At 71.6% G+C, this 21,699-nt stretch carries 22 protein-coding genes and 2 pseudogenes; 9 read left to right on the top strand and 15 right to left on the bottom strand.

Going from position 1 to position 21,699, the window contains the following annotated elements:
* Positions 1–174: 174 nt before the first annotated feature.
* Together OG562_RS41490 and OG562_RS41485 are read right to left on the bottom strand one after the other, a co-directional pair.
* Positions 175–666: an RpiB/LacA/LacB family sugar-phosphate isomerase gene (locus OG562_RS41490; protein WP_266407333.1), complete on the bottom strand. Its 492-nt coding sequence runs from the start codon at positions 664–666 to the stop codon at positions 175–177.
* A gap of 337 nt (positions 667–1,003) precedes the next feature.
* A complete protein-coding gene (locus OG562_RS41485) occupies positions 1,004–1,894 on the bottom strand; it encodes a hypothetical protein (protein ID WP_266407331.1) in 891 nt (296 codons plus the stop codon).
* A gap of 133 nt (positions 1,895–2,027) precedes the next feature.
* On the opposite strand from OG562_RS41485, the gene OG562_RS41480 reads away from it, so the two are divergent.
* Positions 2,028–2,552: an SMI1/KNR4 family protein gene (locus tag OG562_RS41480; protein WP_266407329.1), complete on the top strand. Its 525-nt coding sequence runs from the start codon at positions 2,028–2,030 to the stop codon at positions 2,550–2,552.
* Between the two features lie 295 nt (positions 2,553–2,847).
* The gene (locus OG562_RS41475; RefSeq protein ID WP_266409807.1) at positions 2,848–5,850 is read left to right on the top strand and encodes a glycosyl hydrolase 115 family protein; all 3,003 of its coding nucleotides are present in this window, start codon (positions 2,848–2,850) and stop codon (positions 5,848–5,850) included.
* 33 nt (positions 5,851–5,883) lie between these two features.
* On the opposite strand, the gene OG562_RS41470 is transcribed toward OG562_RS41475, so the two are convergent.
* A complete protein-coding gene (locus OG562_RS41470) occupies positions 5,884–6,606 on the bottom strand; it encodes an IclR family transcriptional regulator (RefSeq protein ID WP_266407327.1) in 723 nt (240 codons plus the stop codon).
* 187 nt (positions 6,607–6,793) lie between these two features.
* On the opposite strand from OG562_RS41470, the gene OG562_RS41465 reads away from it, so the two are divergent.
* A complete protein-coding gene (locus tag OG562_RS41465) occupies positions 6,794–7,738 on the top strand; it encodes an acetaldehyde dehydrogenase (acetylating) (RefSeq protein WP_266407325.1) in 945 nt (314 codons plus the stop codon).
* Positions 7,735–8,757 (top strand): 4-hydroxy-2-oxovalerate aldolase, encoded by a 1,023-nt coding sequence (gene dmpG, locus OG562_RS41460; protein ID WP_266407324.1) that lies wholly within the window; start codon positions 7,735–7,737, stop codon positions 8,755–8,757. The genes OG562_RS41465 and dmpG overlap by 4 nt, the downstream gene beginning before the upstream one ends.
* A gap of 36 nt (positions 8,758–8,793) precedes the next feature.
* Here the strand turns inward: dmpG and OG562_RS41455 are convergent, their stop codons facing one another.
* The 6 genes from OG562_RS41455 to OG562_RS41430 form a co-directional block, all read right to left on the bottom strand.
* A complete protein-coding gene (locus OG562_RS41455) occupies positions 8,794–9,816 on the bottom strand; it encodes a hypothetical protein (RefSeq protein WP_266407322.1) in 1,023 nt (340 codons plus the stop codon).
* Between the two features lie 322 nt (positions 9,817–10,138).
* Positions 10,139–11,071 carry an anti-sigma factor RsbA family regulatory protein gene (locus tag OG562_RS41450; protein ID WP_266407320.1) on the bottom strand — a complete coding sequence of 311 codons (933 nt, stop codon included), beginning with the start codon at positions 11,069–11,071 and terminating at the stop codon, positions 10,139–10,141.
* Positions 11,068–11,364 (bottom strand): STAS domain-containing protein, encoded by a 297-nt coding sequence (locus tag OG562_RS41445; RefSeq protein WP_266407318.1) that lies wholly within the window; start codon positions 11,362–11,364, stop codon positions 11,068–11,070. The genes OG562_RS41450 and OG562_RS41445 overlap by 4 nt, the downstream gene beginning before the upstream one ends.
* 72 nt (positions 11,365–11,436) lie before the next feature.
* Positions 11,437–11,712: a CDGSH iron-sulfur domain-containing protein gene (locus OG562_RS41440; RefSeq protein ID WP_266407315.1), complete on the bottom strand. Its 276-nt coding sequence runs from the start codon at positions 11,710–11,712 to the stop codon at positions 11,437–11,439.
* A complete protein-coding gene (locus tag OG562_RS41435; RefSeq protein WP_266407313.1) occupies positions 11,684–12,346 on the bottom strand; it encodes a HemK2/MTQ2 family protein methyltransferase in 663 nt (220 codons plus the stop codon). Before OG562_RS41435 ends, OG562_RS41440 begins: the two co-directional genes overlap by 29 nt.
* Before the next feature lie 103 nt (positions 12,347–12,449).
* Entirely contained in the window at positions 12,450–13,439 is a 990-nt protein-coding gene (locus tag OG562_RS41430) for an iron-containing redox enzyme family protein (protein WP_266407311.1), read from the bottom strand.
* A gap of 116 nt (positions 13,440–13,555) precedes the next feature.
* On the opposite strand from OG562_RS41430, the gene OG562_RS41425 reads away from it, so the two are divergent.
* From OG562_RS41425 to OG562_RS41410, 4 genes and pseudogenes are all read left to right on the top strand, one after another.
* Entirely contained in the window at positions 13,556–13,729 is a 174-nt protein-coding gene (locus tag OG562_RS41425; protein WP_266407308.1) for a hypothetical protein, read from the top strand.
* 146 nt (positions 13,730–13,875) lie between these two features.
* Complete coding sequence (locus OG562_RS41420; RefSeq protein ID WP_266409805.1) at positions 13,876–14,685, top strand: SigB/SigF/SigG family RNA polymerase sigma factor; 810 nt, start codon at positions 13,876–13,878, stop codon at positions 14,683–14,685.
* Complete coding sequence (locus OG562_RS41415; protein ID WP_266407305.1) at positions 14,682–15,155, top strand: STAS domain-containing protein; 474 nt, start codon at positions 14,682–14,684, stop codon at positions 15,153–15,155. The genes OG562_RS41420 and OG562_RS41415 overlap by 4 nt, the downstream gene beginning before the upstream one ends.
* A gap of 64 nt (positions 15,156–15,219) precedes the next feature.
* Positions 15,220–15,354 (top strand): annotated as a pseudogene (locus OG562_RS41410) (response regulator); the annotation flags it as partial.
* Between the two features lie 31 nt (positions 15,355–15,385).
* On the opposite strand, the gene OG562_RS41405 reads toward OG562_RS41410, so the two are convergent.
* Both OG562_RS41405 and OG562_RS41400 read right to left on the bottom strand, forming a co-directional pair.
* Complete coding sequence (locus tag OG562_RS41405; RefSeq protein WP_266407302.1) at positions 15,386–16,219, bottom strand: DUF1206 domain-containing protein; 834 nt, start codon at positions 16,217–16,219, stop codon at positions 15,386–15,388.
* A 106-nt stretch (positions 16,220–16,325) separates the two neighbouring features.
* Positions 16,326–16,694, bottom strand: a complete 369-nt coding sequence (locus tag OG562_RS41400) for a PRC-barrel domain containing protein (RefSeq protein ID WP_266407299.1) — start codon at positions 16,692–16,694, stop codon at positions 16,326–16,328.
* A 405-nt stretch (positions 16,695–17,099) separates the two neighbouring features.
* On the opposite strand from OG562_RS41400, the gene OG562_RS41395 reads away from it, so the two are divergent.
* Positions 17,100–18,095: a LacI family DNA-binding transcriptional regulator gene (locus OG562_RS41395; RefSeq protein ID WP_266407296.1), complete on the top strand. Its 996-nt coding sequence runs from the start codon at positions 17,100–17,102 to the stop codon at positions 18,093–18,095.
* Between the two features lie 297 nt (positions 18,096–18,392).
* On the opposite strand, the pseudogene OG562_RS41390 reads toward OG562_RS41395, so the two are convergent.
* From OG562_RS41390 to OG562_RS41375, 4 genes and pseudogenes are all read right to left on the bottom strand, one after another.
* A pseudogene (locus tag OG562_RS41390) lies at positions 18,393–18,887 on the bottom strand (alpha-L-rhamnosidase C-terminal domain-containing protein); the annotation flags it as partial.
* Between the two features lie 75 nt (positions 18,888–18,962).
* On the bottom strand, positions 18,963–19,490 hold the full coding sequence (locus OG562_RS41385; protein WP_266407294.1) for a globin: 528 nt from the start codon (positions 19,488–19,490) through the stop codon (positions 18,963–18,965).
* 26 nt (positions 19,491–19,516) lie between these two features.
* Positions 19,517–20,392, bottom strand: coding sequence for an LLM class flavin-dependent oxidoreductase (locus OG562_RS41380; protein ID WP_266407292.1), 876 nt, complete (start codon positions 20,390–20,392; stop codon positions 19,517–19,519).
* A gap of 173 nt (positions 20,393–20,565) precedes the next feature.
* A complete protein-coding gene (locus tag OG562_RS41375) occupies positions 20,566–21,675 on the bottom strand; it encodes an FAD-dependent oxidoreductase (RefSeq protein ID WP_266407289.1) in 1,110 nt (369 codons plus the stop codon).
* Positions 21,676–21,699 lie beyond the last annotated feature (24 nt).

Here is a 21,699-nt window from a genome sequence, read left to right as displayed (position 1 = left end):
GCGCCGTCCGCCCCCGTCCGTGCGCCCTGCCCCGCCGCGGCCGAACTGCCGTCTCAGAGGCCGCAGGACCGGTCCGCGGCCTCGGGAAGGCCAGGTGGCCCGGGAAAGACGGATGGCCTCGGGAAAGACGGGGGCCCCGGGAAGAGCAGGTGGCCGCTCCGGGAAGGACAGGTCCTAGCCGCCCGTCCTGTCCGTCCTGTCCGTCCTGTCCGTCCTGTCCGTCCTGTCGCTGTCGAGCGCGTCGATGTGCGCCACGTTCCGCCGGTCCTCGGCGTCCTCGCCGGCCCCGGCGGCGAACCAGGCGTCGAGGATCTCCCTGAGCAGCGGCTCGGAGGTCAGGCGCAGGCTCAGGGCGAGGACGTTGGCGTCGTTCCAGCGGCGGGCGCCGTCCGCCGTGTAGGCGTCCGTGCACAGGGCGGCCCGCACGCCGGGCACCTTGTTCGCGGCGATCGACGCGCCCGTTCCGGTCCAGCAGCAGACCACCGCCTGCTCGCAGCTCCCGTCGGCCACGTCCCGGGCCGCCGCCTCCGAGCACACCGCCCACTGGGGGTCGGCGCCGGGCCGCAGCGCGCCGTGCGCGACCACGTCGTGACCGCGCCCGCGCAACTCCGCGACGAGGGCGCGGGCCACGGGTTCGTCCATGTCCGAGGAGACGGAGATCCGCATGCCGACGAGCCTACTGAGCGGCGACGGCGTCTGTCGCCCGGGGCGGGAACTCCGCGATCTCCGCGATCTCCGCGACCGTGCGCTGGAACGAAGGGCATCGGGTGACGTCCTCGTGGGCGCAGCCCAGGGCGCACTCGACGAGGGCGAGCGACGCCGGTGCGGCCGCGATACGCGAAAGCAGCTCCTCGGCCTGGGTCCGCAGGACGCCCTTGCGTCCGGCGGGGTCGGCGACGCGGATGATCGCCGCGGCATACGCGCGCCGGCCCGAAGCGGACTAGCCCCGAGCCTGGGTTCCCGTCGACGGCTGGACGAGGGAGCACACCGAAGGACGGCTGCCTCACCCGGTGAGGGAGCTTGAGCCGTTCGCCCAGGCCACCGAGAGCCCGACCGGGTTGCCGGCCGGGACGATGCCGGAGTCCAGGACGGTCCGGGCGAGAGGTCCGAGGAGGTGGGCCAGGCGGGCGGTGCCTTCGGCGCCCAGGGCCGTCCACGGCTGGGCTGCCGCCGCGTCGGTCTCGGCCTCCACCTCCTCGCGGACGGCGATCCCTTCCTTCGTGAGGCGTCCGTCCTCGCCGAGCCAGCCGCGCTCACGCAACTCCGCCCGTGCCGCCTGCCATTGCTCGACGTCCCACTTGCGGGTCTGCCGCTGGAACTCCTCGTCCGACTCCCCCGCCGCACTCTTCAGCAGCATGGCGGCGACCGGCCCCACGCCCCGCCCTACGAGCACCGCGACATGGCCGTCGCCACGGTGTTCGCGCAGGGTGGTCAGGGCCTGCCAGAGCCGGACATGGGGCTGTTCGGGGCGGGCGAGCGCCTGGTTGGCGGCGCCGAGCACCCGCCCCGCCGTGTCCGCGGCCTGCGCCGCCGCCCAGGCCAGGTCGGCGGCTTCGGCCGTCATGTCGGAGGCGACGACCTCAGGACCGTAGAGGCCGGTCATCGCGGCGTCCACGGCACGCGCGCGTGCCGCCACCACGTCGGCCGGCTCCGCGTAGCCCCAGGCGTCCGGTACGGCACGGGCCACGCGGTCGGGGTGGAAGACGTAGAAGCAGCTGGTGACGACGGATGCGGGGACGCGGCCGAGGGGGGCCGCGCGCAGGGCGAAGTAGCCCATCCAGTAGCCGCGCATCCCGAGTTCGTCCGTGGCCCGGCGCACCTCGGGGGCGAAGTAGACCAGGTCGTGGACCGGCTCGAACCGCTCCCACAGCGCCCGTGCGACCGTGTCACTCACTCCGCGTCCTCCCGGCTCGTCGGTGGCAGATGCCGAGAGGCAGCATCCACCATGACGGTGGTCATAACAACCCCGAAGCCATGGCCGCAACGACCCGGAACGCACTGTCAGTGGGCCCGGTTAGCCTGCGCTCATGACCGAGATCACCGACGACCGCCGCTTCCCGCCCGCCCTCGCCGAGGTCGCCGCGGTGGAGTTCCCCTACGACGACGGCGAGGGCTTCGACTTCGAGCCGTACGACGCCTTCGACTCCGCCGAGGAGACCACGGACTGGATCCGGAACTGGACCGGGAATCACGAACTCGACGGCGACGCCTACCGGGTCTTCGGGCAGGACGGCACCGGAGGGCTCGCCGCCCTGTGGTGCGTGCGCCCCGGGCGGCCCCTCGCCGAGCAGCCGGTGGTGTTCCTGGGCTCGGAGGGCGAGTGCGGGGTGGTGGCCGGAACCCTGTCCGACTTCCTGTGGCTGCTGGCCGACGGCTTCGGCCCGATGGAGGCCGTCGAATACCCCGACCGCGACATAGGTCCGCAGGCCGAGCTCGCCGAACTGGCCGCCCGGCACGCCACCACCCCGCGCCGGCCCGCCCCGGCCGTCATCGCCGAGGCGCGGGCCGAGTTCCCGACGTTCGAGGAGGACCTCTTGGGCCTGTGCCGCTGAGGGCGCCACTGAATGGGCCGCCGGGTGTGCTGCCGAGCGTGCCGCTGAGAGCTGCTCGGCTCCGCTCCGGCGGCCGGCCTGCCGACCTGCCGGCCGACCTGCGTGCCGGCCTGCCCGCGGGTCCGCCTGCCCGCTGCACGGTTCTGGACGCCATGGTCGGCGCTGTCCTAGGGTGCGAGGGGAAAGCGCTTTCTAGCATGGTCATGCCAGCCGTCTAGTCCGGGAGCGTCTCGTGCCGCACACCCCACCCCAGGACCCCTCGCAGCCGTGGACCCGCAAGGCCTTCCTCCGGGGCGTGACAGCCGTCGGACTGACCCCGCTGCTCCCCGCGACGCTTCCGGCGACGGCCCGGGCCGCGTCGGCATCGGCGTCCGCTTCCTCGCCTGCGTCCGCGTCCGCGTCGGCATCGGCCCGTCCGGACTTCGCGCTGGTGCGCGACGGCGTCGCGGTGGACGTCTTCGTGGACGCGGCCGACGACCCCGCGGTGGTCCGCGCGGCCGGCGACCTGGCGGCGGACGTCGAGCGGGTCGGCGGGGTGCGTCCGGAGTTACGGCACACCCTGCCGGACCGCGCCGCCGGGCTGGTCCTGGTGGGCGCGCTCGGCGCGAGCCCGGTCATCGACCGGCTCGTCGCCCAGGGCCGTCTGGACGTCTCGCGGGTGCGGGGGCGCTGGGAGGCGTCCGTGGTCCAGGTGGTGGACCGTCCGGCGCCCGGCGTGGACCGCGCGCTGGTGATCGCGGGCAGCGACCGGCGCGGCACGGTCTACGGCGTCTACGACACCTCGGAGCGCATCGGCGTCTCCGCCTGGCACTGGTGGGCCGACGTGCCCGTCGAGCACCGGGACACCGTGACCGTGTCCGCGGGCACGGTCAAGCGGCTTGAGCCTTCGGTGCGTTACCGAGGAGTGTTCCTCAACGACGAGCAGAACCTGACCACTTGGTCACACCGCACCCAGGAGCCGGACAAGAACATCGGCCCCGAGACGTACAAGCGCGTCTTCGAGCTGCTGCTGCGCCTCAAGGCCAACTATCTGTGGCCGGCCATGCATCCGTACTCCGACTTCTTCAACCAGTACCGGGAGAACCCCGAACTCGCCGACCGCTACGGCGTCGTCGTCGGCTCCAGCCACCCCGAGGCCCTGCTGCGCAACGGCGTCCACGAGTGGGAGCCGTGGGCCGAGGAGCACCGTGGGGCGGACGGCAGTCTGCCGGTGTACGACTACACGGTGAACCCGGGCGTCATCTCGGACTACTGGCGGGCCCGGGCCCGCGAGAACGCGGCGTACGAGAGCAGTTGGACGATCGGGATGCGCGGGCTGCACGACACCGCGCTGGAGACGAAGTACGCCACCACGATCCCGGAGAAGGTCGCGGTGATGAACGACATCGTCGCCGACCAGCGCCGGATCCTGGCGGAGGAGGTCGGCGCGGCGGCCGAGCCGCAGATCTTCATCCCGTACAAGGAGGTCCTGGACCTGTACAACGCGGGCGTCCGGGTCCCCGACGACGTCACGCTGATCTGGCCGGACGACAACCACGGCAACATGCGCCAGCTGCCGAACGAGGCGGAGCGGGCCCGCTCCGGCGGCAACGGGATCTACTACCACCTCTCCTACTGGGGCCGCCCGCGCAGCTACCTGTGGCTGGACACCACCCAACTGGCCAAGGTGGGCCAGGAGTTGCACCGGGTGTACGAGCACGGTGCGGACCGGATGTGGATCTTCAACGTCGGCGACCTCAAGTCGATCGAGACCGGCCTGTCCTTCTGCATGGACCTGGCCTGGGACATCGAGGGGAGGGGCCCCGGCGTCGCTCAGGGAGACACCCAGGGCGACGCGCGGAAGGACGCGCAGGAGGACTTCCTCGTGGAGTGGTACGGGCGGCAGTTCGGTCTCCGGCACGCCGGCGACATCGCGGCGCTGCGCACCGAGTACTACCGTCTCGCGGCCGAGCGCCGCCCGGAGTTCATCGACCGGAACATCTTCTCCGTGATCCACCACGGCGACGAGGCGGGCCGCCGCATGGCCGCGTACGACCGGCTGCTGGTGCGGACCCTGGCACTGGCCGCCGAACTCCCCGAGGCCTACCGGGACGCCTTCTTCGAGCTCGTCCAGTACCCCGTGCACGGTGCGTACTTGATGAACCTGAAGTACTACTGGGCGGACCGCAACGCGCTCGCGGTACGTCAGGGCCGCGGCGCCGGGGCCAACCGCTTCGCGGACCTCGCGGAGTCCGCGCACGCGGAGGAGGCGGCGCTCACCAAGCGCTACAACACCGAGGTGGCGGGCGGGAAGTGGGACGGCTACATCAACCCCTACCCCTCGCAGATCCCGAAGGCGCCGGGCCGGCCGAGCGTCACCCGGGTCGCCCGGCGGGAGACGTCCGGGCTGGGCGTCGCGGCCGAGGGCAACGAGACGGGCGCGGACCGGCCGCTGTCCTTCTCCTCGGCGACCCGTGACCGGCGCTTCGTGGACGTCTTCAACACCGGCTTTTTGACGCTGACTTGGGCTGCCGAGACCAGTCATCCCTGGGTCGGGCTGAGCTCGGCGGGCGGCTCGCTCTCCGAGCAGACTCGGGTGTGGGTCGACGTCGACTGGGACCTGGCGCCCGAGGGCGCGCACGAGGCGACGGTCGCCTTCACCGAGGGGGCGCAGCGCTTCGAGGTGCCGTTGCGCGTGGTCAACGACGGGGAGCGGGCGCGCAGACGGGCGCGCGGGTTCGTCGAGGCCAACGGATATGTCTCGATCGACGCCGTGCACGCCGACCGTCGGGTGGCCCGCGGCGGGGCCCGGTGGCGGACCGTGCGCGGGCTGGGCCGTCGTACGGCGGCGATGGCCGCGGGGCCGTCGACGGCCGCCCCGGTGACCGCCGACTTCGCCTCCCGCGCACCGGAGTTGAGATACCGGGTGCGCTTCGGCAGCACGGGGGTCTTCCCCGTCACCGTGTTCCGGCTGCCCTCCCTCGACGAGCGCGGCGCGCGGCGGCTCGCCCTCGCCCTCGACGACCAGCCGGTCACCGTCGTGTCGGGTCAGTCCGTCGCCACCGGCAACCGCGGGGACGCCTGGGCGCGCAACGTGGAGGAGGGCGTCGAGAAGCTGACGGCCACGGTGACCGTCGCCGAACCCGGCGAGCATGTGCTGCGGCTCTTCATGGTCGACCCGGCGATGGTCGTGGACCAGATCGTCGTCGACACCGGCGGGCTGCCCGCCGCCGCGTATCTCGCACCGCCGGAGAGCTATCACCCGGTGTTCAACCCCGATCCCGACCCCGGGGCGGGCCTGGACGCGCCGAGCCGGTAGCTCGGGGACCGGGCTCGTAGCCGGGGCGCCCGGTCAGGCGGCTGCGCGCAGGACGCGGGAGAGTCCCAGCGCCGCCGTCCGCACGGCGGGCGCCAGGTGCGCCGGGCTGAACCGGGAACGCGGCACGGCCACCGAGAGCGCGGCCACCGCGGCGCCGCCGGCGAACACCGGGGCCGCGATGCAGCTCACGCCCGGGGCCGCCTCCTGCTCCTCGTAGGCGAGGCCCGAGACCTGGATCTTCTCCAGGGCCGTGCGCAGGCGGGCCGGGTCGGTGATCGAGTGCGGGGTGAGGCTCGGCAGCGGTCGCGCCAGCAGCTCCTCGGTCAGCTCGGCGCCCGAGAAGGCGAGCAGGGCCTTGCCCACGCCGGTGCAGCTCAGCGGCAGGCTGCCGCCTATGCGGGAGGGCAGGCGCAGGGCCTCGTGGCCGTGGATGCGTTCGAGGTAGACCACGTCCAGGCCGTCACGGACCCCGAGGTGGACGGTCTCCCGGGTGGCCTCGAAGAGGTCCTGGAGGAAGGGCAGGGCCGTCTCCCGGAGGTCGAGCCGGTGCGGCACCAGCGAGCCGAGTTCGAACAGCTTCGCGCCGAGCCGGTACTGCGGGCCCACCCGCTCCAGCCAGCCCAGCCCGATCAGGTCCGCCGCCAGCCGGTGCACCGTGGGCTTCGGCAGGCCTGTGCGCTCCGAGAGTTCCGACAGACGGTACGGACCGCCGCTCGGGCTGAAGCTTTCGAGGATGAGCGCGGCTTTTTCCAGCATGCTGCCGCCACCACTGTTCCGTGTCACGGAACAAAGATTGTCCCATCGAAGGAGTGCTGTCTATATCGGTGTCTGTAACGGCGTCCGGAGCGCCAGAAGAAGCGCCCGCATCGCCCCGTTCCCGTTCCCGTTCCCGTTCCCGTTCCCGTTCCCGTTCCCGTTCCCGTTCCCGTTCAGGAGGTAGCCCGTGAGCGGCACGACGAAAGTCGCCGTCATCGGCTCGGGCAACATCGGCACCGATCTCATGGTCAAGGTGCTGCGGCTGTCGGAGAGCCTGGAGATCGTCGCGATGGCCGGGATCGACCCGGACTCCGACGGACTGGCCCGCGCCCGCCGGCTGAAGGTGGCCACCACGCACGAGGGCGTCGAGGGGCTGGCGGCCCTCGACGAGTTCGCCGACGTCGAGATCGTCTTCGACGCCACCTCGGCCGGCGCCCACCGCCGCCACGACGAGGTGCTGCGCCCGCTCGGCCGCACCCTCGTCGACCTCACCCCGGCCGCCCTCGGCCCGTACGTCGTCCCGCCGGTCAACGGCGACGCCCACCTCGGCGCCCCCAACGTCAACATGGTCACCTGCGGCGGCCAGGCCACCATCCCGATCGTCGCCGCGGTCCACGCCGTCACCCCGGTCCACTACGGCGAGATCGTCGCCTCCATCGCCTCCCGCTCCGTCGGTCCCGGCACCCGGGCGAACATCGACGAGTTCACCGAGACGACCGCCGCCGCCGTCGAGCAGGTCGGCGGCGCCGCCCGCGGCAAGGCGATCATCGTCCTCAACCCGGCCGAACCCCCGCTGATCATGCGGGACACCGTGCACTGCCTGGTCTCCGACTGCGCCGCCGAGGCGGTCACGGCGTCGGTCGAGGAGATGGTCGGCCGCGTCCAGGCATATGTGCCGGGCTACCGGCTCAAGCAGAAGGTGCAGTTCGACCGGGTCACGGCCGACGACCCGCTGCTCACCCTGGCCCCCGGTGCCGACAAGGCGCTGAAGGTGTCGGTCTTCCTCGAGGTCGAGGGCGCCGCCCACTACCTCCCGGCCTACGCCGGCAACCTCGACATCATGACCTCGGCCGCGCTGCGCACCGCGGAACGCATGGCCGCCCGCCGCTCCACCGAGGGGGCCGCACGATGACCACGCGTCTCTACCTCCAGGACGTCACCCTGCGGGACGGCATGCACGCCGTCCGGCACCGGTACACCGTCGACCAGGCCCGCACCGTCGCCGCCGCCCTGGACGCGGCCGGCGTCTCGGCGATCGAGATCGCCCACGGCGACGGACTGTCCGGCTCCAGCGTCACCTACGGCGTCGGCGCGCACACCGACTGGGAGTGGATCGAGGCCGTCTGCGACGTCGTACGCCGGGCGATCCCCACCACCCTGCTGCTGCCCGGCATCGGCACGGTCCACGATCTGAAGCGGGCGCACGCGCTCGGCGTCCGTTCGGTGCGCGTCGCCACCCACTGCACCGAGGCCGACGTCTCCGCCCAGCACATCGCCGCCGCCCGCGAGCTGGGGATGGACGTCGCCGGGTTCCTGATGATGTCCCACCTGGCCGAACCGGCCGAACTCGCCCGGCAGGCCAAGCTGATGGAGTCCTACGGCGCGCACTGCGTGTACGTCACGGACTCCGGCGGCCGGCTCACCATGGACGGCGTCCGCGACCGTTTCCGCGCCTTCCGGGACGCCCTCGACCCGGCCACCGAGCTCGGCATCCACGCCCACCACAACCTCGCCCTGGGCGTGGCGAACTCCGTCGTCGCCGTCGAGAGCGGAGCCGTACGCGTCGACGCCTCCCTCGCCGGGCAGGGCGCGGGGGCGGGCAACTGTCCGCTGGAGGCGTTCGTCGCGGTCGCCGACCTGATGGGCTGGCGGCACGCCTGCGACCTGTTCCCTCTCATGGACGCCGCCGACGACCTCGTACGACCGCTGCAGGACCGCGAGGTGCGGGTGGACCGCGAGACCCTCAGCCTCGGCTACGCGGGCGTGTACTCCAGCTTCCTGCGCCACGCCGAGACGGCGGCCGCCCGCTACGGGCTGGACACGCGCAGCATCCTGGTCGAGGTCGGCCGGCGGGGCCTGGTCGGCGGCCAGGAGGACATGATCACCGACGTCGCGCTGGACCTGGCCGCGGAGGCGGGGAGCTCGGCCTGAACCCGGTGCCCTCTCCCGCCCCGCGGGCGACTGCTGTCAGCGCAGGCGCCGGTGCAGCCGGGCGAGGAGCAGGTCGGGGTCCTTCTGGGTGAAGTACGCCGCGCTGGTGACGTAGGCGGTCCGGCCTCGTACGGCCACGGCGGTCGGGTTGGACAGGCCGTCCTGCTGGGTGAGCACGACGGTGTGGGCGCCGTCCGCGCGCACCAGGGCGACCTGGTTGGTTACGGGCAGGGCCGCGAAGGCGGTGTCCTCGTGTGCGGCGACGAAGCCGAAGTCGTCGATTCCGGCGAGTCCGGTCGCCCTGGTCTCGATCGCGCCGGCGGAGCCGTTGTCGCGGACCGGGATGCGCAGCAGGGTCCCGGTGTCGGTGTTGGACACCCAGACGGCGTCGCGGTGGAACCTGAGGCCGTTGGCGCCGAAGCCGGCCGCCGGGGCGGGCAACGGGTTCAGGACGGATCCCACGGCCCACGCGGTGGGCTCGCCGCCCGTGCGCGGAACGCTCCAGACGGTGCCCCGGACCGAGTCGGCGGCGTAGAGCACGCCTCGCCGCTCGTCGAGGGCCAGGCCGTTGGGGAACCCGTTCGTGGGCAGCTTGGCGATCTGCACGGGTGCGCTGCCGTCGGTGCCGAGACGCCAGATGCCGGTCTCGCTCGTGCCGGTGGCGTAGTTGACGTAGAGCGCGCCGTCGTGAGCGCGGGCGATGCCGAGCACGACGGCCGCACCGACCTTGGGGGTGCTCGGGTTCGCCACGGCGGGCAGGGTCGCCAGGATCCGGGTGTCGCCGGTGTGGGTGACATGGGCGATCTGGCGGGCGTAGGCGAAGGTCAGATCGGCGGAGCCGTCGGATTCGAGCGCGATGTTCTCCGGCGTCTGACCTGCGGCGAAGTCGAAGTGGGCGATGATGCGCGGATGGGACACGGTCGGCTCGTCGCCCGACGCGGGGCCGGTGGCGAGCAGCCCGAGCGCAGCGGCGGCGGCGACGGCGCCCGCCAGGCGTGGCAGCCGGCCCGTGGACCTCTGCTCGACGCGGCGCTCGGACTTCTCCTTGATGCGGGACACAGTTCTCTCCTTGGCCTGGGACAGGGGCGGACAGGGCGCCTGGGGAACACACGGGCACGCGGGACGCTCGCGCATCGGCGTCCGCCGGTGTGCGGCGTTCAGACGAACATGTCGGCGCGTCCACGGTGGTCACGGCAGCCCCGGCCGGGAGATCGCCCACGTGGCCCACGGCGTGCGGCCGCTTGCCGCGCACGTGGGCGAGCGTCGATCGTCGTCGGCGCGCTGATCCAGGCCGTACGGCTCGACGGGGACCGTCCGTCGGCGCGCTGCTGACCGCAGGCCCTCAGCAGTCGTTCCCTCCCGCCGGACAGGTCCTTGTCCTCTAGTAGCCGATGTAGCAGCGGATCGCCGTGCCCTCGGGGCCGGTGTGGATGCGTACGAGATCGGCGAGGCAGTGCACGAGGAGCAGGCCTCGGCCGCCTCGTTGGTCCCGGGCGGGTGGGCGTCTTCCGGCGAGCGGGTCGGTCAGGTGGCCGCGGTCGCGGACCTCGCAGACGACGTGGGAGCCCTCGCGCCAGACCCGCACGTTGCCGGTGCCGTCGCCGTGCACCACGCTGTTGGTGGTCAGTTCGGCGACCGCCAGCGCGAGATCGTCCAGACGGGTCCCGGACAGTCCGAGGCCGGTGGCCTGTGCGACGGCGAAGTAGCGGGCGGTCGGCAGATCGTCGACCCCGAAGGCATGGGCCTCGGTCGTGCCCGCCGCTTCGTCGAGCGGCTGGTTGTAGTGCGCGACGATGTGCTCGGGCGCGTAGGAGGGGCTGGGCCTCGTACGGCCGTCGGCGACGACGACGGGGTGGGTGGCGTACGCGTCGGTGAGCACCTGGTCGTCGAGGCGACCGGCGTCGTACGGGCACAGGATGGTCGCGACGCGGCCCTGGAACGCCGCGTTGATGAGCGCCTCGTGCTGAACGCAGGCGGGATACTCCAAGCTGCTGCGGCCGGGCCAGATCGGCTCGCCGATGATGCGTACCCGCGTGTGCGGATGGGCGTCGGCGAAGGGGCGCAGCACCCTGGGGATGATGCGGCCGGGGTTGCGGCCCGCCTCGGTCATGTCGACGAAGTGCACGGCTGTCGCGTCCTCGGCGAGGGCCTCCTGGAGCACCGTCAGGTTCGGGCCGGGCACCGCGACCGCCACGGGTTCCCCGTGCTTCAGGCCGTCGCGGATGAAGGGCAGCGTGCCCCGCAGATACTCCTGCCGGCCCCGGTAGAACAGGGCGGGATGGGCGAACGCCTCCGTGGTCGTGAGGGCGGTCATCGCGGCGCCACCTCGATGGCGGTCAGGTCCGGCCAGAACATGTCCAGCAGCCGACGCAGGGTGGCGGGCGGCCGATCGAGCACGATACGACGTCCCCGGGGCAGTTCCTGAGCGGTCGCCGCCAGAGCGGAGGCGCCGGCGACGTCGACGAAGCTGACGGAGGAGAGCTCCAGGTGGCACACCGCTTCGTCGAGTCGGGACAACCGTTCCAGCGCCTGTTCCCAGGCGGGGCAGGTGATCACAGTGATCTCACCGGCCGCCCGCCATCCCGTCCGACCCGCCAGGGGTCGCACCTGGAGTGCCTCCGCAGCGCGAACGGGCGCCGCTGCCGAGGCAGCCGCCTCCCGTGAACTGTCCACACTGAATCACCCCAGGTGCTCGCCGCCGGCTCCGTGCCCAGTATCCATCCTCCCCGCGCCGCCCGGCCGCCCGAGCCGCTCGGGCGTGCGATGGCTGGTGTCGCACCACGGGTAGGTCCGGCTGCGCCGGCAGGTGCACAGGGCGACGCAGAACCGGTCGGACGACACGGTGGAGCCGTCCTCCAGGGTGACGTCCACCGGGCCTTCGACCAGCAGCGGTCCCGCACGCTGAGCCACTATGCGACAGCGACGTTCATCCGGGTCGTCCGAGTCGTACCGCACGAATGATCACCAGCTCTTCCTTGTCGTCGTCGCCCTCGACCAGGCCGCGACCGCGCAGCCAGTCGTTCCGGGACCGCAGGACGGGGCCGAAGGCGATGCAGTGGCGTTCCACGATCCCGGCGCGCAGGCCCGCCGCGCGCAGTTGCCGCAGCGACTCCTGCGGACCGCTCAGCGCGGACTGGACCAGCAGCAGCACCCCGCCGGGCCGCAGGAGCACGGGCGCGTTCTGGCATATCCGGTCCAGTACGAGACGGCCGTCGCGCCCGGCGTCCCAGGCCCGTGCCCCGCCCCGCCGGGGGCACGAAGCAGCGGGGGCCGGCACGTACGGCGGGTTGGACAGGATGAGGTCGAAGGACCGGCCCGACACCGGAGCCAGCAGGTCGCCGCGCCTGACGCGCAGCGGGAGGCGGGCCAGCACCGCGTTGACCTTGGCGTTGAGAGCCGCTCGCCAGGAGATGTCGACGGCCGTCACGCGTGCCCCGAGCCGGGCCGCGGCCAAGGCGACGGCGCCTGTGCCCGTGCCGACGTCGAGGACCTCGGCCTGCGGGGGAAGGGTTTCCTGGTGGAGGTGGTGGACGAGGAGGTCGGTGTCGTCCTGTGCGGTGTAGACGCCGGGCAGAGTGACCGTGGTCATGGGGTTTCGTCTCCGGTTCTCGCGCCTGCGGGAGAAGCTGTTCGTCCGTGTGGGAGAGCCTGTTCGTCGGTGTGGGAGAACCTGTTCGTCGCGGGCACGCCGGTCAGACAGGGATGCGCAGCGACGACTCCCCGGCCCGCCACGCGTCGAGGAGACGCTCGGCAAGGCGGTCTTCGAGGTAGGCGGTGGCGTCCACGCCGAAGGCGACGTCGCCGTCGAGGTGGGGCTCCTCCTCGAGAAGGCCGGCGACGACCTCCCGGCGGACGATCTGTTCGTGCACGGCGTCGGCCTCGACGTGCTCGTCGTAGAAGTGCACGGCCGCCGGTCCGGCGCCGGTACGCCGCATGGCCTGCGCGAGGCGGCGCGAACCGGGGGACGAGGTGATCTCGACGGCGGCGAAGTGGCCCACCAGGGCTCCTCGCAGGGCGCGGTGCAGACCGAAGAGGGACATCATGTTCACGACGGCGAGGGCTTCGGCGCCGGTCGCGTCGAGGTAGTGCCCGTACGACGGGTCCAGATCGAGGTCGGCCATGAGATCGGCGAACAGGCGGGCGTGCACGCGGTCCGCGCGGCCCCCTCCGAACTCGTCGAACTCCACGGCGGCCATGCCCGCCTTCGCCCGGCCCCACAGTCGGGGCAGCACCCAGGCATGCGGGTCGGCTTCCTTGAGGTGGTACAGCGACCGCTGGGCGGCATACTCGCGCAGCTGCCACAACTCGCCCTCGTGCTGCAGGAAGTGGCTGACGCCGTTCCCGTCGACGGGTTCGACGAGCAATTCGTCCACTGCCTCGTCGGCCCGCTTGTGCGTGTGCGCCGCGTCGCGCAGAAGCCCGAGGAACGGCTGCTCCAGGGCTGCTCGGACCCTGAGCAGATCGGGATCCCATTCACGGTCGGCATCGACGTCGGCGAATCCCCGGTAATGCAGCTCGTAGCACATGTACAGGGCCAGCTGCGGATCGTCTCCGAGCGGGTCGGCGCCGAACAGCGCCTTGTCGTCCGGCGGCGGTCCCGTACTCCGCAGATATTCGGTAATCGCCTCCGATATCGGACCACGGGCGGACGGCAGCGCCGGCTCTCTCGGTTCGAAATCCATGAGCACCGAGTACCCACGATCCAGAAAATCCCACCTGTACCGTTGCGGTCAGGGATTTTCAGGGTACTCGGCAGGTTAATTCTGCATCCGGACTCGTGAGCCGGGAGCCGAATACCGTGATCGATCTCGATCCGTTCACCGATCCGCTCGCCGATCCGCTCGGCGATCCGCTCGGCGATCCGCTCGGCGATCCGCTCGGCGATCCGCTCGGCGATCCGCTCGGCGATCGCCCCACGCCGCTGTCGCTGACCGACGCGCGGGGCGTCACCCCGGGCCATCCGGCGGACTGACCGTCAGGACTCTCGCGCCGCGTGGACATGCATACGGCCGAAGGGGGCAGGAGACGCTCATCCTGCTTTCCATCTGAGGCGGCACCGTGATCTCTTCCGTGAATGCCCGCCGAGCGACCGCCGTCACCACGAGAACACCCGACGCCATGGACGACCTGCCGTGGATCGAGGACGGCGCCAAGGTCGCCCCCAAGGACGCGCGCGTCCTGTCCAAGCTGTTCCTGGACCGGCTGCAGGTGCTGGAGGAGGGCACCCGCGAGTACCAGTACGCCCGCGACACGCTGATCGAGATGAACCTGTCCCTGGTGTCCTTCGCGGCCCGCCGCTTCCGCAACCGGGGCAGCGGTGACATGGAGGACGTCATCCAGGTCGGGACGATCGGTCTGATCAAGGCCATCGACCGGTTCGACCTCAGCCGCGAGGTCGAGTTCACGTCGTTCGCGATCCCCTACATCGTCGGCGAGATGAAACGCTTCTTCCGCGACACCACCTGGGCCGTCCACGTCCCGCGACGTCTGCAGGAGCTGCGCGTCGACCTCGCCAAGAGCAGGGAGGCGCTCACCACCACGCTGGGCCGTACGCCCACGGTGAAGGAACTCGCGGCCCACCTGGACCGGACCGACGACGAGGTCATCGAGGGCCTCGTGGCCGCCAACGGCTACATCGCCGGCTCCATCGACACCGCGGGCGGCGACGACGAGCCCGACGGCGCGCCGAGGTACGCGGACACGATGGGCGACGTCGACCCCGCACTGGACCTCTTCGAAGACCTGCACTCGCTCGGCCCGCTGCTGCAACGGCTCGACGACCGGGAACGGGCCATCATCGAGATGCGCTTCGGCCAGGAGATGACCCAGGCGGAGATCGGCCGCGAACTGCACGTGTCCCAGATGCACATCTCCCGTCTGCTGACCCGCACCCTGACCAAGCTCCGCAGCGGTCTCCTCACCGGATGAGCCCGCGGATCCCACCGAGACCGAAACCCGAGCCCGAACCCGGGAGCCGGGCGGGGAGTCGGGCGGGGCGTCGGTGCGGGGCGTCGGCGCCGGGCGCCGGTGCGGCGCACCCAGGCATCCAGCCAGCCCAGCCCGGCCGTCTGACGGTCAGCCACTCCACCGTCGACGGCGTCCGCATCGTCGCCCTGTACAGCGAACTGGACCACGCCGCGCATGACTACGTCGATGCGGTGCTGCGTCCGGCGGTCGGCGACGCGCCGCCGCGGACCGTCGCGGATCTCTCCGGTCTGACCTTCATGGACTCCAGCGGCATCAACGCGCTCGTCAACGCCCACCGCGCGGCCGTGGACGCCCGGGGCCGGCCGCGCGTGGCCGGTACGCGGCCGCCCGTGCTGCGCGTGATGGAGCTCGCCGGCATCGACGCCCTCATTCCCTGCCGCCCGACCGTGGGTCAGGCGCTGGGTAACTGACCGCGGCGCATGGCCCTCAGGCCGCGCCGGTCACCCCTGCCCCGTACATATGAACTTTCCCGCACTCCTGCGCAGCTACAAGCTGCAAGCCGACGCCTACGTCACCGAGCCGGTCGACCCGGACCGGTTCATGGCCGCGGTCCGTCAGATCGACGACTCCTTCGTCCAGGTCGTACGCGTGCCCCGCAGCGGCGGCTGACCCCGCGCGGCCCCGCCGTACGGCAACCGTGTCACAGGCGGCGCCACCGAGCGGAGGCGAAGGAGAAGGCTCCGAAGAGGATCAGCCCGAGCGCGACGGCGACCAGGAGCCAGGGTCCCGCCGGTGTCTGCGCAAAGCTGCGGAGCGTCGCGTCCACGCCCTTGGCCTCGTGCGGGTCGAAGCGGACGGCCGCCACCAGGAGGAAGACCCCGGCCGCGGCGAACACCACACCCCGTGCCACGCCTCCGCCGACGCCCAGCGCGGTGACGACCTCCTTCGTACGAGGGCTCATCGCGCCGGTGTTCAGCTGCCGCAGGAAGCGTCGCAGGGCCGCCCGGACGGCGAGCACCACGCCGATCCCGATCAGCAGACAGCCCGCGGCGCCCACCAGTGCCTGGCCGTAGGGCAGTTCGAGCGCCGACGCCGTCCAGTCCTGCGACTGCGCGTTGCCACTGGAACCCTGCCCGCCGCCGGCGGCGTACACGGCCGTCCCCCAGCAGACCGAGGCGTAGAAGACCGCCCGGCCGCCGTCCAGCGCGCGCGAACCCGCCTTCCGCCGAGGCCCCCTGGTGAGCACGGCGCGGGAACCGCGCCACAGCGCCATGGCGCCGAAGCCGACGACCAGGGCCCACAGCATCGCCTCTCCGAAGGGCTTCGTCGCGATCTCGTGCAACGCGCCCTGGCGGTCCGCCCGGCCGCCGCCGCTGCCGACGGCGATCCGGAGGGACAGCAGCCCGATCAGCACGTACACGACCCCGCGGGCGATGAAACCCGCTCGCCCCGCGGCGGTCAGCGTCTCCTTCTGCGTGGTACGGGCCGCGGACTTCGCGGCCCCGCCTCCCCCTCGTGTGTGAGACGACCTCACGATGCCCTCCCCATTGCTCGGGCGCGAGGTACGCGTCCGTGGCTGTCGAGAGCCCCGGGACTCGTCGAGGAGTCCCGGGGCCGTGGTGCTCGGAGCAGGTGTCGGATCAGGCGTGCGGGCCGCCGAACGGGGCGCCGGTGCCGTAGTAGGCGCCCACCTCGTCGTGGTAGCCCGGGTCGCCGAGGTGCTTGTCGCGGTCGAAGTCCGGGGCGTCCTTGATCTGCTGCTTGGTGCGGTCGACGAAGACCTTCTGCTCGCTCGGGTCGATGCTGACGACCGTGCTCGCCGGGAGCAGGACCTCCTTGCCGAAGATCCACACACCGGTGTCCACCACCAGATGGGCGTCACCTACCTCGTCGGAGTGCTTGTCGACCTTGCCGATGCCGCCGTCCGTGGCCTCGACCTTGTACCCGGTGAGGTCGGCGCCCGCCAGACGACCCGCGGTCGACTTGTAACTCCACACATTTTCAGTCACGCGAAAACAACTCCTCCGGTAAAACAGAGGACAGCGGGGATACCCGTCGTTCCTCTTTTTTCCGTACGTCGTGCGCAGCGGTTTCATCGACCGCCTTTGTTGCGGGTGCCCCAAGTCCCTGGTTTCACGCCCCCATTTAATGCGGGATGTTTTTCGAACCTTGGAAGCGAAGTGGCGGAATCATGATTTCCAGCCTCCGAACCACCGTCTGCCCAGCCATTCCCCGTCCACGCACACGGATTCACCTCACGCACACACCCGCTGTGTGCACACGCGACGCGCGCACGGTTTTCCTGGTGCGAGGCGCCCGAAGCCTCGGACATCCCGCACCTTCACTGTTACGATTCAGTGACGCTCGCCACTCGGTCGGGCGCGCCGTACCGGCTTGTCCTACAGGAGGTTCCCGTGGCGCGCAGGACCGGCCGGGTGACGGCGACCGACGTCGCCAAGGAAGCGGGGGTCTCACAGACCACGGTCAGCTATGTGCTGAACGACGTGCCCAACCAGAAGATCTCCGAGCAGACTCGGCGCAGAGTGCTGGACGCGGTGGTGAAACTGGGCTACAAACCGTCGGCGGCCGCACGCGCACTGCGCCTGGGCCGCAGCGATCTGGTGCTGATGTTCCTTCCGGACGTTCCGGTCGGCGGCACCCTGACAGCCCTGGTCGAGCTCCTCGGCGACGAGCTGGAGCGGCACGGCCTGAACCTCGTCACCCGGCGCGAGCGGCACTCCCCGCTCGAGTCGCTGTGGCGGGAACTGATGCCCGCGGCCGTGATGACGACCTTCGACGTCTCCGCCGAGGACGTGTCCAGCATGCGCGCGGCCGGCATCCACGTGGTCAGCGCCGGGATGAGCCCGTCGACCGACCCGGGCGTCCTGACCATCCCCCAGCACCTCATCGGCGCCATACAGGTCGAGCGGCTGGCGACGACGAGGCACTCGCGTATCGGCTATGCCGCTCCCGGGGATCCCCGACTCCAGGAGTTCCTGGCCCTGCGACTCGACGGCGCTCGCGCCGCCTGCACGGAACTCGGCCTCGAACCCCCCGTCGTGCTCGAGGTGCCCCTCGACATCTCGGCGGCCGCCGCGGCCGCCGAGCAGTGGCACTCGGCCGTACCCGCCGTCACGGGGGTCTGCGCCTACAACGACGAGACGGCCTTCGCCCTCCTCGCGGGCATGCGCAGGGTGGGTCTCGCCGCCCCCGGCGACCTGGCCGTGATCGGCGTGGACAACGACAAGCTGGCGCCCTTCGCGATGCCGCCGCTGACGACCATCGACAACAACCTCGACGTCCTCGTGGGCCGCGCGGCCCGGATGATCGTCAATGGCGTGACCGGCCGATCGCTGCCGACGCCGCCCCAGGTGACTCCGCTGAGCCTGGTCGTACGCGAGTCCGCCTGACCTATACCGGCCTGACGCAGACCGGCCCGACACACCTCGGCCCGACGCACACCGGTGCGGGCCACAAGACTCGTGCGTCAGCTTTTTCCGGAAAGCCGGAAAGCCGGAAACCCTGAGGGGCGGTGCCATGGAGCGCCGGGAGATGATCTTTTCCGGAGGCGGCCCGGAGTCGGCCCGGAGGCGGCCTGGTCGGGCCTCGGGCCGGGGCGCGCTGACTGGAGCGCGCGGACCGGTGTTGAACCGACGTACTGATACGTACAAGTGAAACGTATGCGTAACGTAGCCCCGCGCTTTGGAGCCCGCCTCGGCCCTGCCGTACGGGGTGTCGTGGGACGCCTTCGCCCACGTCAGGTCGCCACCGGGGACCGGGGCGATGCGCAGCCGTCGCCAGCCGGGCTCGGCGGCGGCGAGGCCCGCGACCGTACGGTGCAGCCAGTCGGCGACGGCGCCGAGCGCGTAGTGGTTGAACGAGGTCATCTCGCCGGGGTTGACGGCGCCGTCGGGCAGCCTCGAGTCCCAGCGCTCCCAGACGGTGGTGGCGCCCATGGTCACCGGGTACAGCCACGACGGGCAGCCCTGCTCCAGAAGCATCCGGTAGGCGAGCTGCGGTTCGCCCGCCGCGCACAGGGCGTCGCAGATCAGCGGCGTGCCCGTGAATCCGGTGGCGATACGGAAGGAGGCGCGCCGCACGATGTGCGTCCGCCGTCGGGGAGTTGGACCTCGGCCCGGGTGTTCGGGGGGATGACGGCCTCCACGACGAGGGTGTCTCCGTTGCTGCCCTCGATGCGCCAGACCCGTTCGAGATCGGCTCGGGCCGGCACACGTTCCACCGTCCCCATACCGCCCCGGCCTGGCCGCCGACCGTGATCACGCACCCGTGAACCGCAGGCGGTCGGACGAGGAGGAACGCACGGTCAGCCGGCCACGCGGGCAAGGGTCTTCTTGAGCCTCGCGCATCATCAGCTGCGAGGCGCCCTGCGTGCTTCGCGGTCCGTCGCCGAGCATCGCTCTGGCCTCGGCCGGGCTCAGATGGGACACCCGGGTGGTGTTGCGGGACGGGCCCTGGAGGAAGTTGACGAAGACGGTGACGAACGCCTCCGGCAGGTCCGTCTCGCGCGCCGATGCGGTCATCAGCCGGATCCAGCGGAGCCGCTGCTCCTCGGTGATGCGCAGGCCTACGTGCTGCTTGAGCAGGAAGCGCAGGTCGCCGCGCTCGCGCTGATAGTCGTCGGGGCCGCCGAAGGTCATGACGAAGAAGTCCGCGATGTGCCCGGCGTGGTCGTCCAGACCGGCGAACATCGTGCCGAGCAGGTCGTCGGCCTGGGCCTTGGCGAGGAACGTCTTGGTCATCCGGTGGAAGGCCTCGCTGCCGCCGGCCAGTTCGTAGAGGTTCATGTCCGTGGCCCCGGCACTCCCTCCCTTCAGCCGGCCAGCGCCGCCCGCACGCCCGGCACGACCTCCAGCGCGAAGAGGGTCAGCTGGCGCAGATGGTCGGCGTCGGGCCAGTAGACGAAGCCGTTCATCCCGTACTCGCGCACAAGGGCGACGAGCTGGTCGACCCACTGGCGCACGGTGCCCTGGAAGGGCACAGCGGACTCGACCGGGCTGATCAGTCCGTTGAGGTTGTAGATCTTGCGCAGCGACGCGGGGTCCCGGCCGGCCTCCTGCGCGCCCGCGTCGATCCGCGCGACGGCGTCCTTGAGCCGGTCGAGGCCGAGGAAGCCGTACGAGGGCATCCAGCCGTCCGCCTTGCGGCCGGTGAGCGTCAGCATGCGGGGGCCGTAGGCGCCGAGCCAGATGCCGAGGTCAGAGGAGGGGGCGGGCCCCGGGTGGACGCCGGTGATCGAGTAGTGCTCGCCCTGGAAGCGCACCGAGCGCTCGCCGCTCCACATCAGCCGGGTGATGTCGATGGCCTCGTCGAGCGCCGCCACGGCCTCCTTGGGCTCCCGGCGCGGTCCGCCCATGGCCTCGATCGCGTCCCAGAAGGCCCCGGTGCCGAGGCCGAGCTGGATCCGCCCGGGAGCGAGCACGTCGAGGCTGGCCGCGGACTTCGCGAGCATCGCGGGCGGGCGCAGCGGGAGGTTCGCGACCGTGGGCACGAAGGTGACCTTCCGGGTCGCGCCCGCGAGATAGCTGATCAGCGTCCAGGCGTCGTAGAACCTGGGCTGATACGGGTGGTCCTGGACCGTGACGAGGTCGAGGCCGGCCTTCTCGACCTGCTGGGTGATCCGCAGGGGTTGCCCCGGGTCCTCCCAGACGGGGTCGACGTTGGCTCCGAACAGCACGGGAAGTGACATGGGGGCTCCGCTCACTCGGCCATCACCGCTCACTCCGAAAGAGTATCCACTTACCGTCCCTCGCTCGACGCGACAGCACCGAAAAGCTTTCTCTTCCCTGGGAGGTCACCCAAAGTGCATCCAAGAACCAGGGAAAGAGCGCGCCCGACCTCGTCCGCGACCTCCTGCGTCGGTCAGTCCGTCCGCGTGCCGAACAGCTCGCCGAAGCGGCCCGTCAGCAGGTCCGCGCCCTTGTACCGGGCGGCGACGTCGGCGCCGAGGACGCCCTGGCCGGGGAGTTGGGCCGCTCCCCCGGTCGGGCCGAGCGGCAGGAGGATGGCAGGGGGACCCGGCCGATAGGCGGCCAGTCCGCCAGAGCCCTCGCCCTCGCCCTCGCCCTCGCCCTCGATGAGCGCCTTGATGTTGTCGGCGACCACCTGCGCGTGGCGCGAGGCCGTGCCGGCGCGCTTGGACTCGGCGATGTCGGTGATGTCGCCGAGGGCGAAGACCGTGTCCTGTCCCTTGACCTGGAGGGTGTCGGTGACGGCGACCTCACCGTTTGCCTGGCGTACGTCCGCGAGGGCGCCGGCAAGGTAGTCGGTGTGGGGGACGACGCCGAAGCAGCGGAACCAGATGTCGGCGGTGATGTCGACGTCGGCGGCGGTGCTGACATGGAAAGTGCCGCGCTCGCCGGACGCGGTGGCCGGGTTCTCCTTCAGGGGTGTGCCCAGGACGAGTTGGACGTCGAGTGCGGCGAGCTGGCGGCGGATCTCCTCGCGCAGTTCGGGCTCGTACTCGCTGAGGATGTCGGCCACCGGGTCGACGATGACGACCTTCTTCTCGGGCCATACGGCCTTGATCTCACCGGCGAACTCCAGCCCGACCGGTCCGGCCCCGAGCAGCAGCACATGGTCGGCAGCCAGGAGGTCGGCGTGCGCCTCCCGGTACTTCCGCTGGGCCGCGGCGCTGTCGTCGAGGTCGCTCTTGGCGGGGAAGGGGTAGCCCGAGCCGGTCGCCAGCACGATGTAGTCGGCGGCCAGTTCTTCGCCGGAGGCCAGGGTCACACGGCCCGGTTCGACCCGTACCGCACGGTCGCGCACCACGCGCCCGTTGGCGAGCAGCTTGTCGTAGGGGAAGAAGACCTTGGGCAGGAACTCCGGGTCGACTACCGCGCGCAGGGCGCCGACGGCGTGGAAGAACGCGTCCTTGGGGTCGACGAGGACGACGTCGGCGACGCCGTCCAGGGCCTTGGCCGCGGCGCTTCCGCCGTAACCGCCGCCGATGACCACTACGGTCGGGGACATCTGTGCTCCTTCAAGTCGGGTGTG

It is taken from the genome of Streptomyces sp. NBC_01275 (assembly GCF_026340655.1).
In the GTDB taxonomy this organism is placed as follows: Bacteria; Actinomycetota; Actinomycetes; order Streptomycetales; family Streptomycetaceae; genus Streptomyces.
Note: the sequence above shows the minus strand (reverse complement) of the source record. Positions and strands in the feature narration are given on the sequence as shown.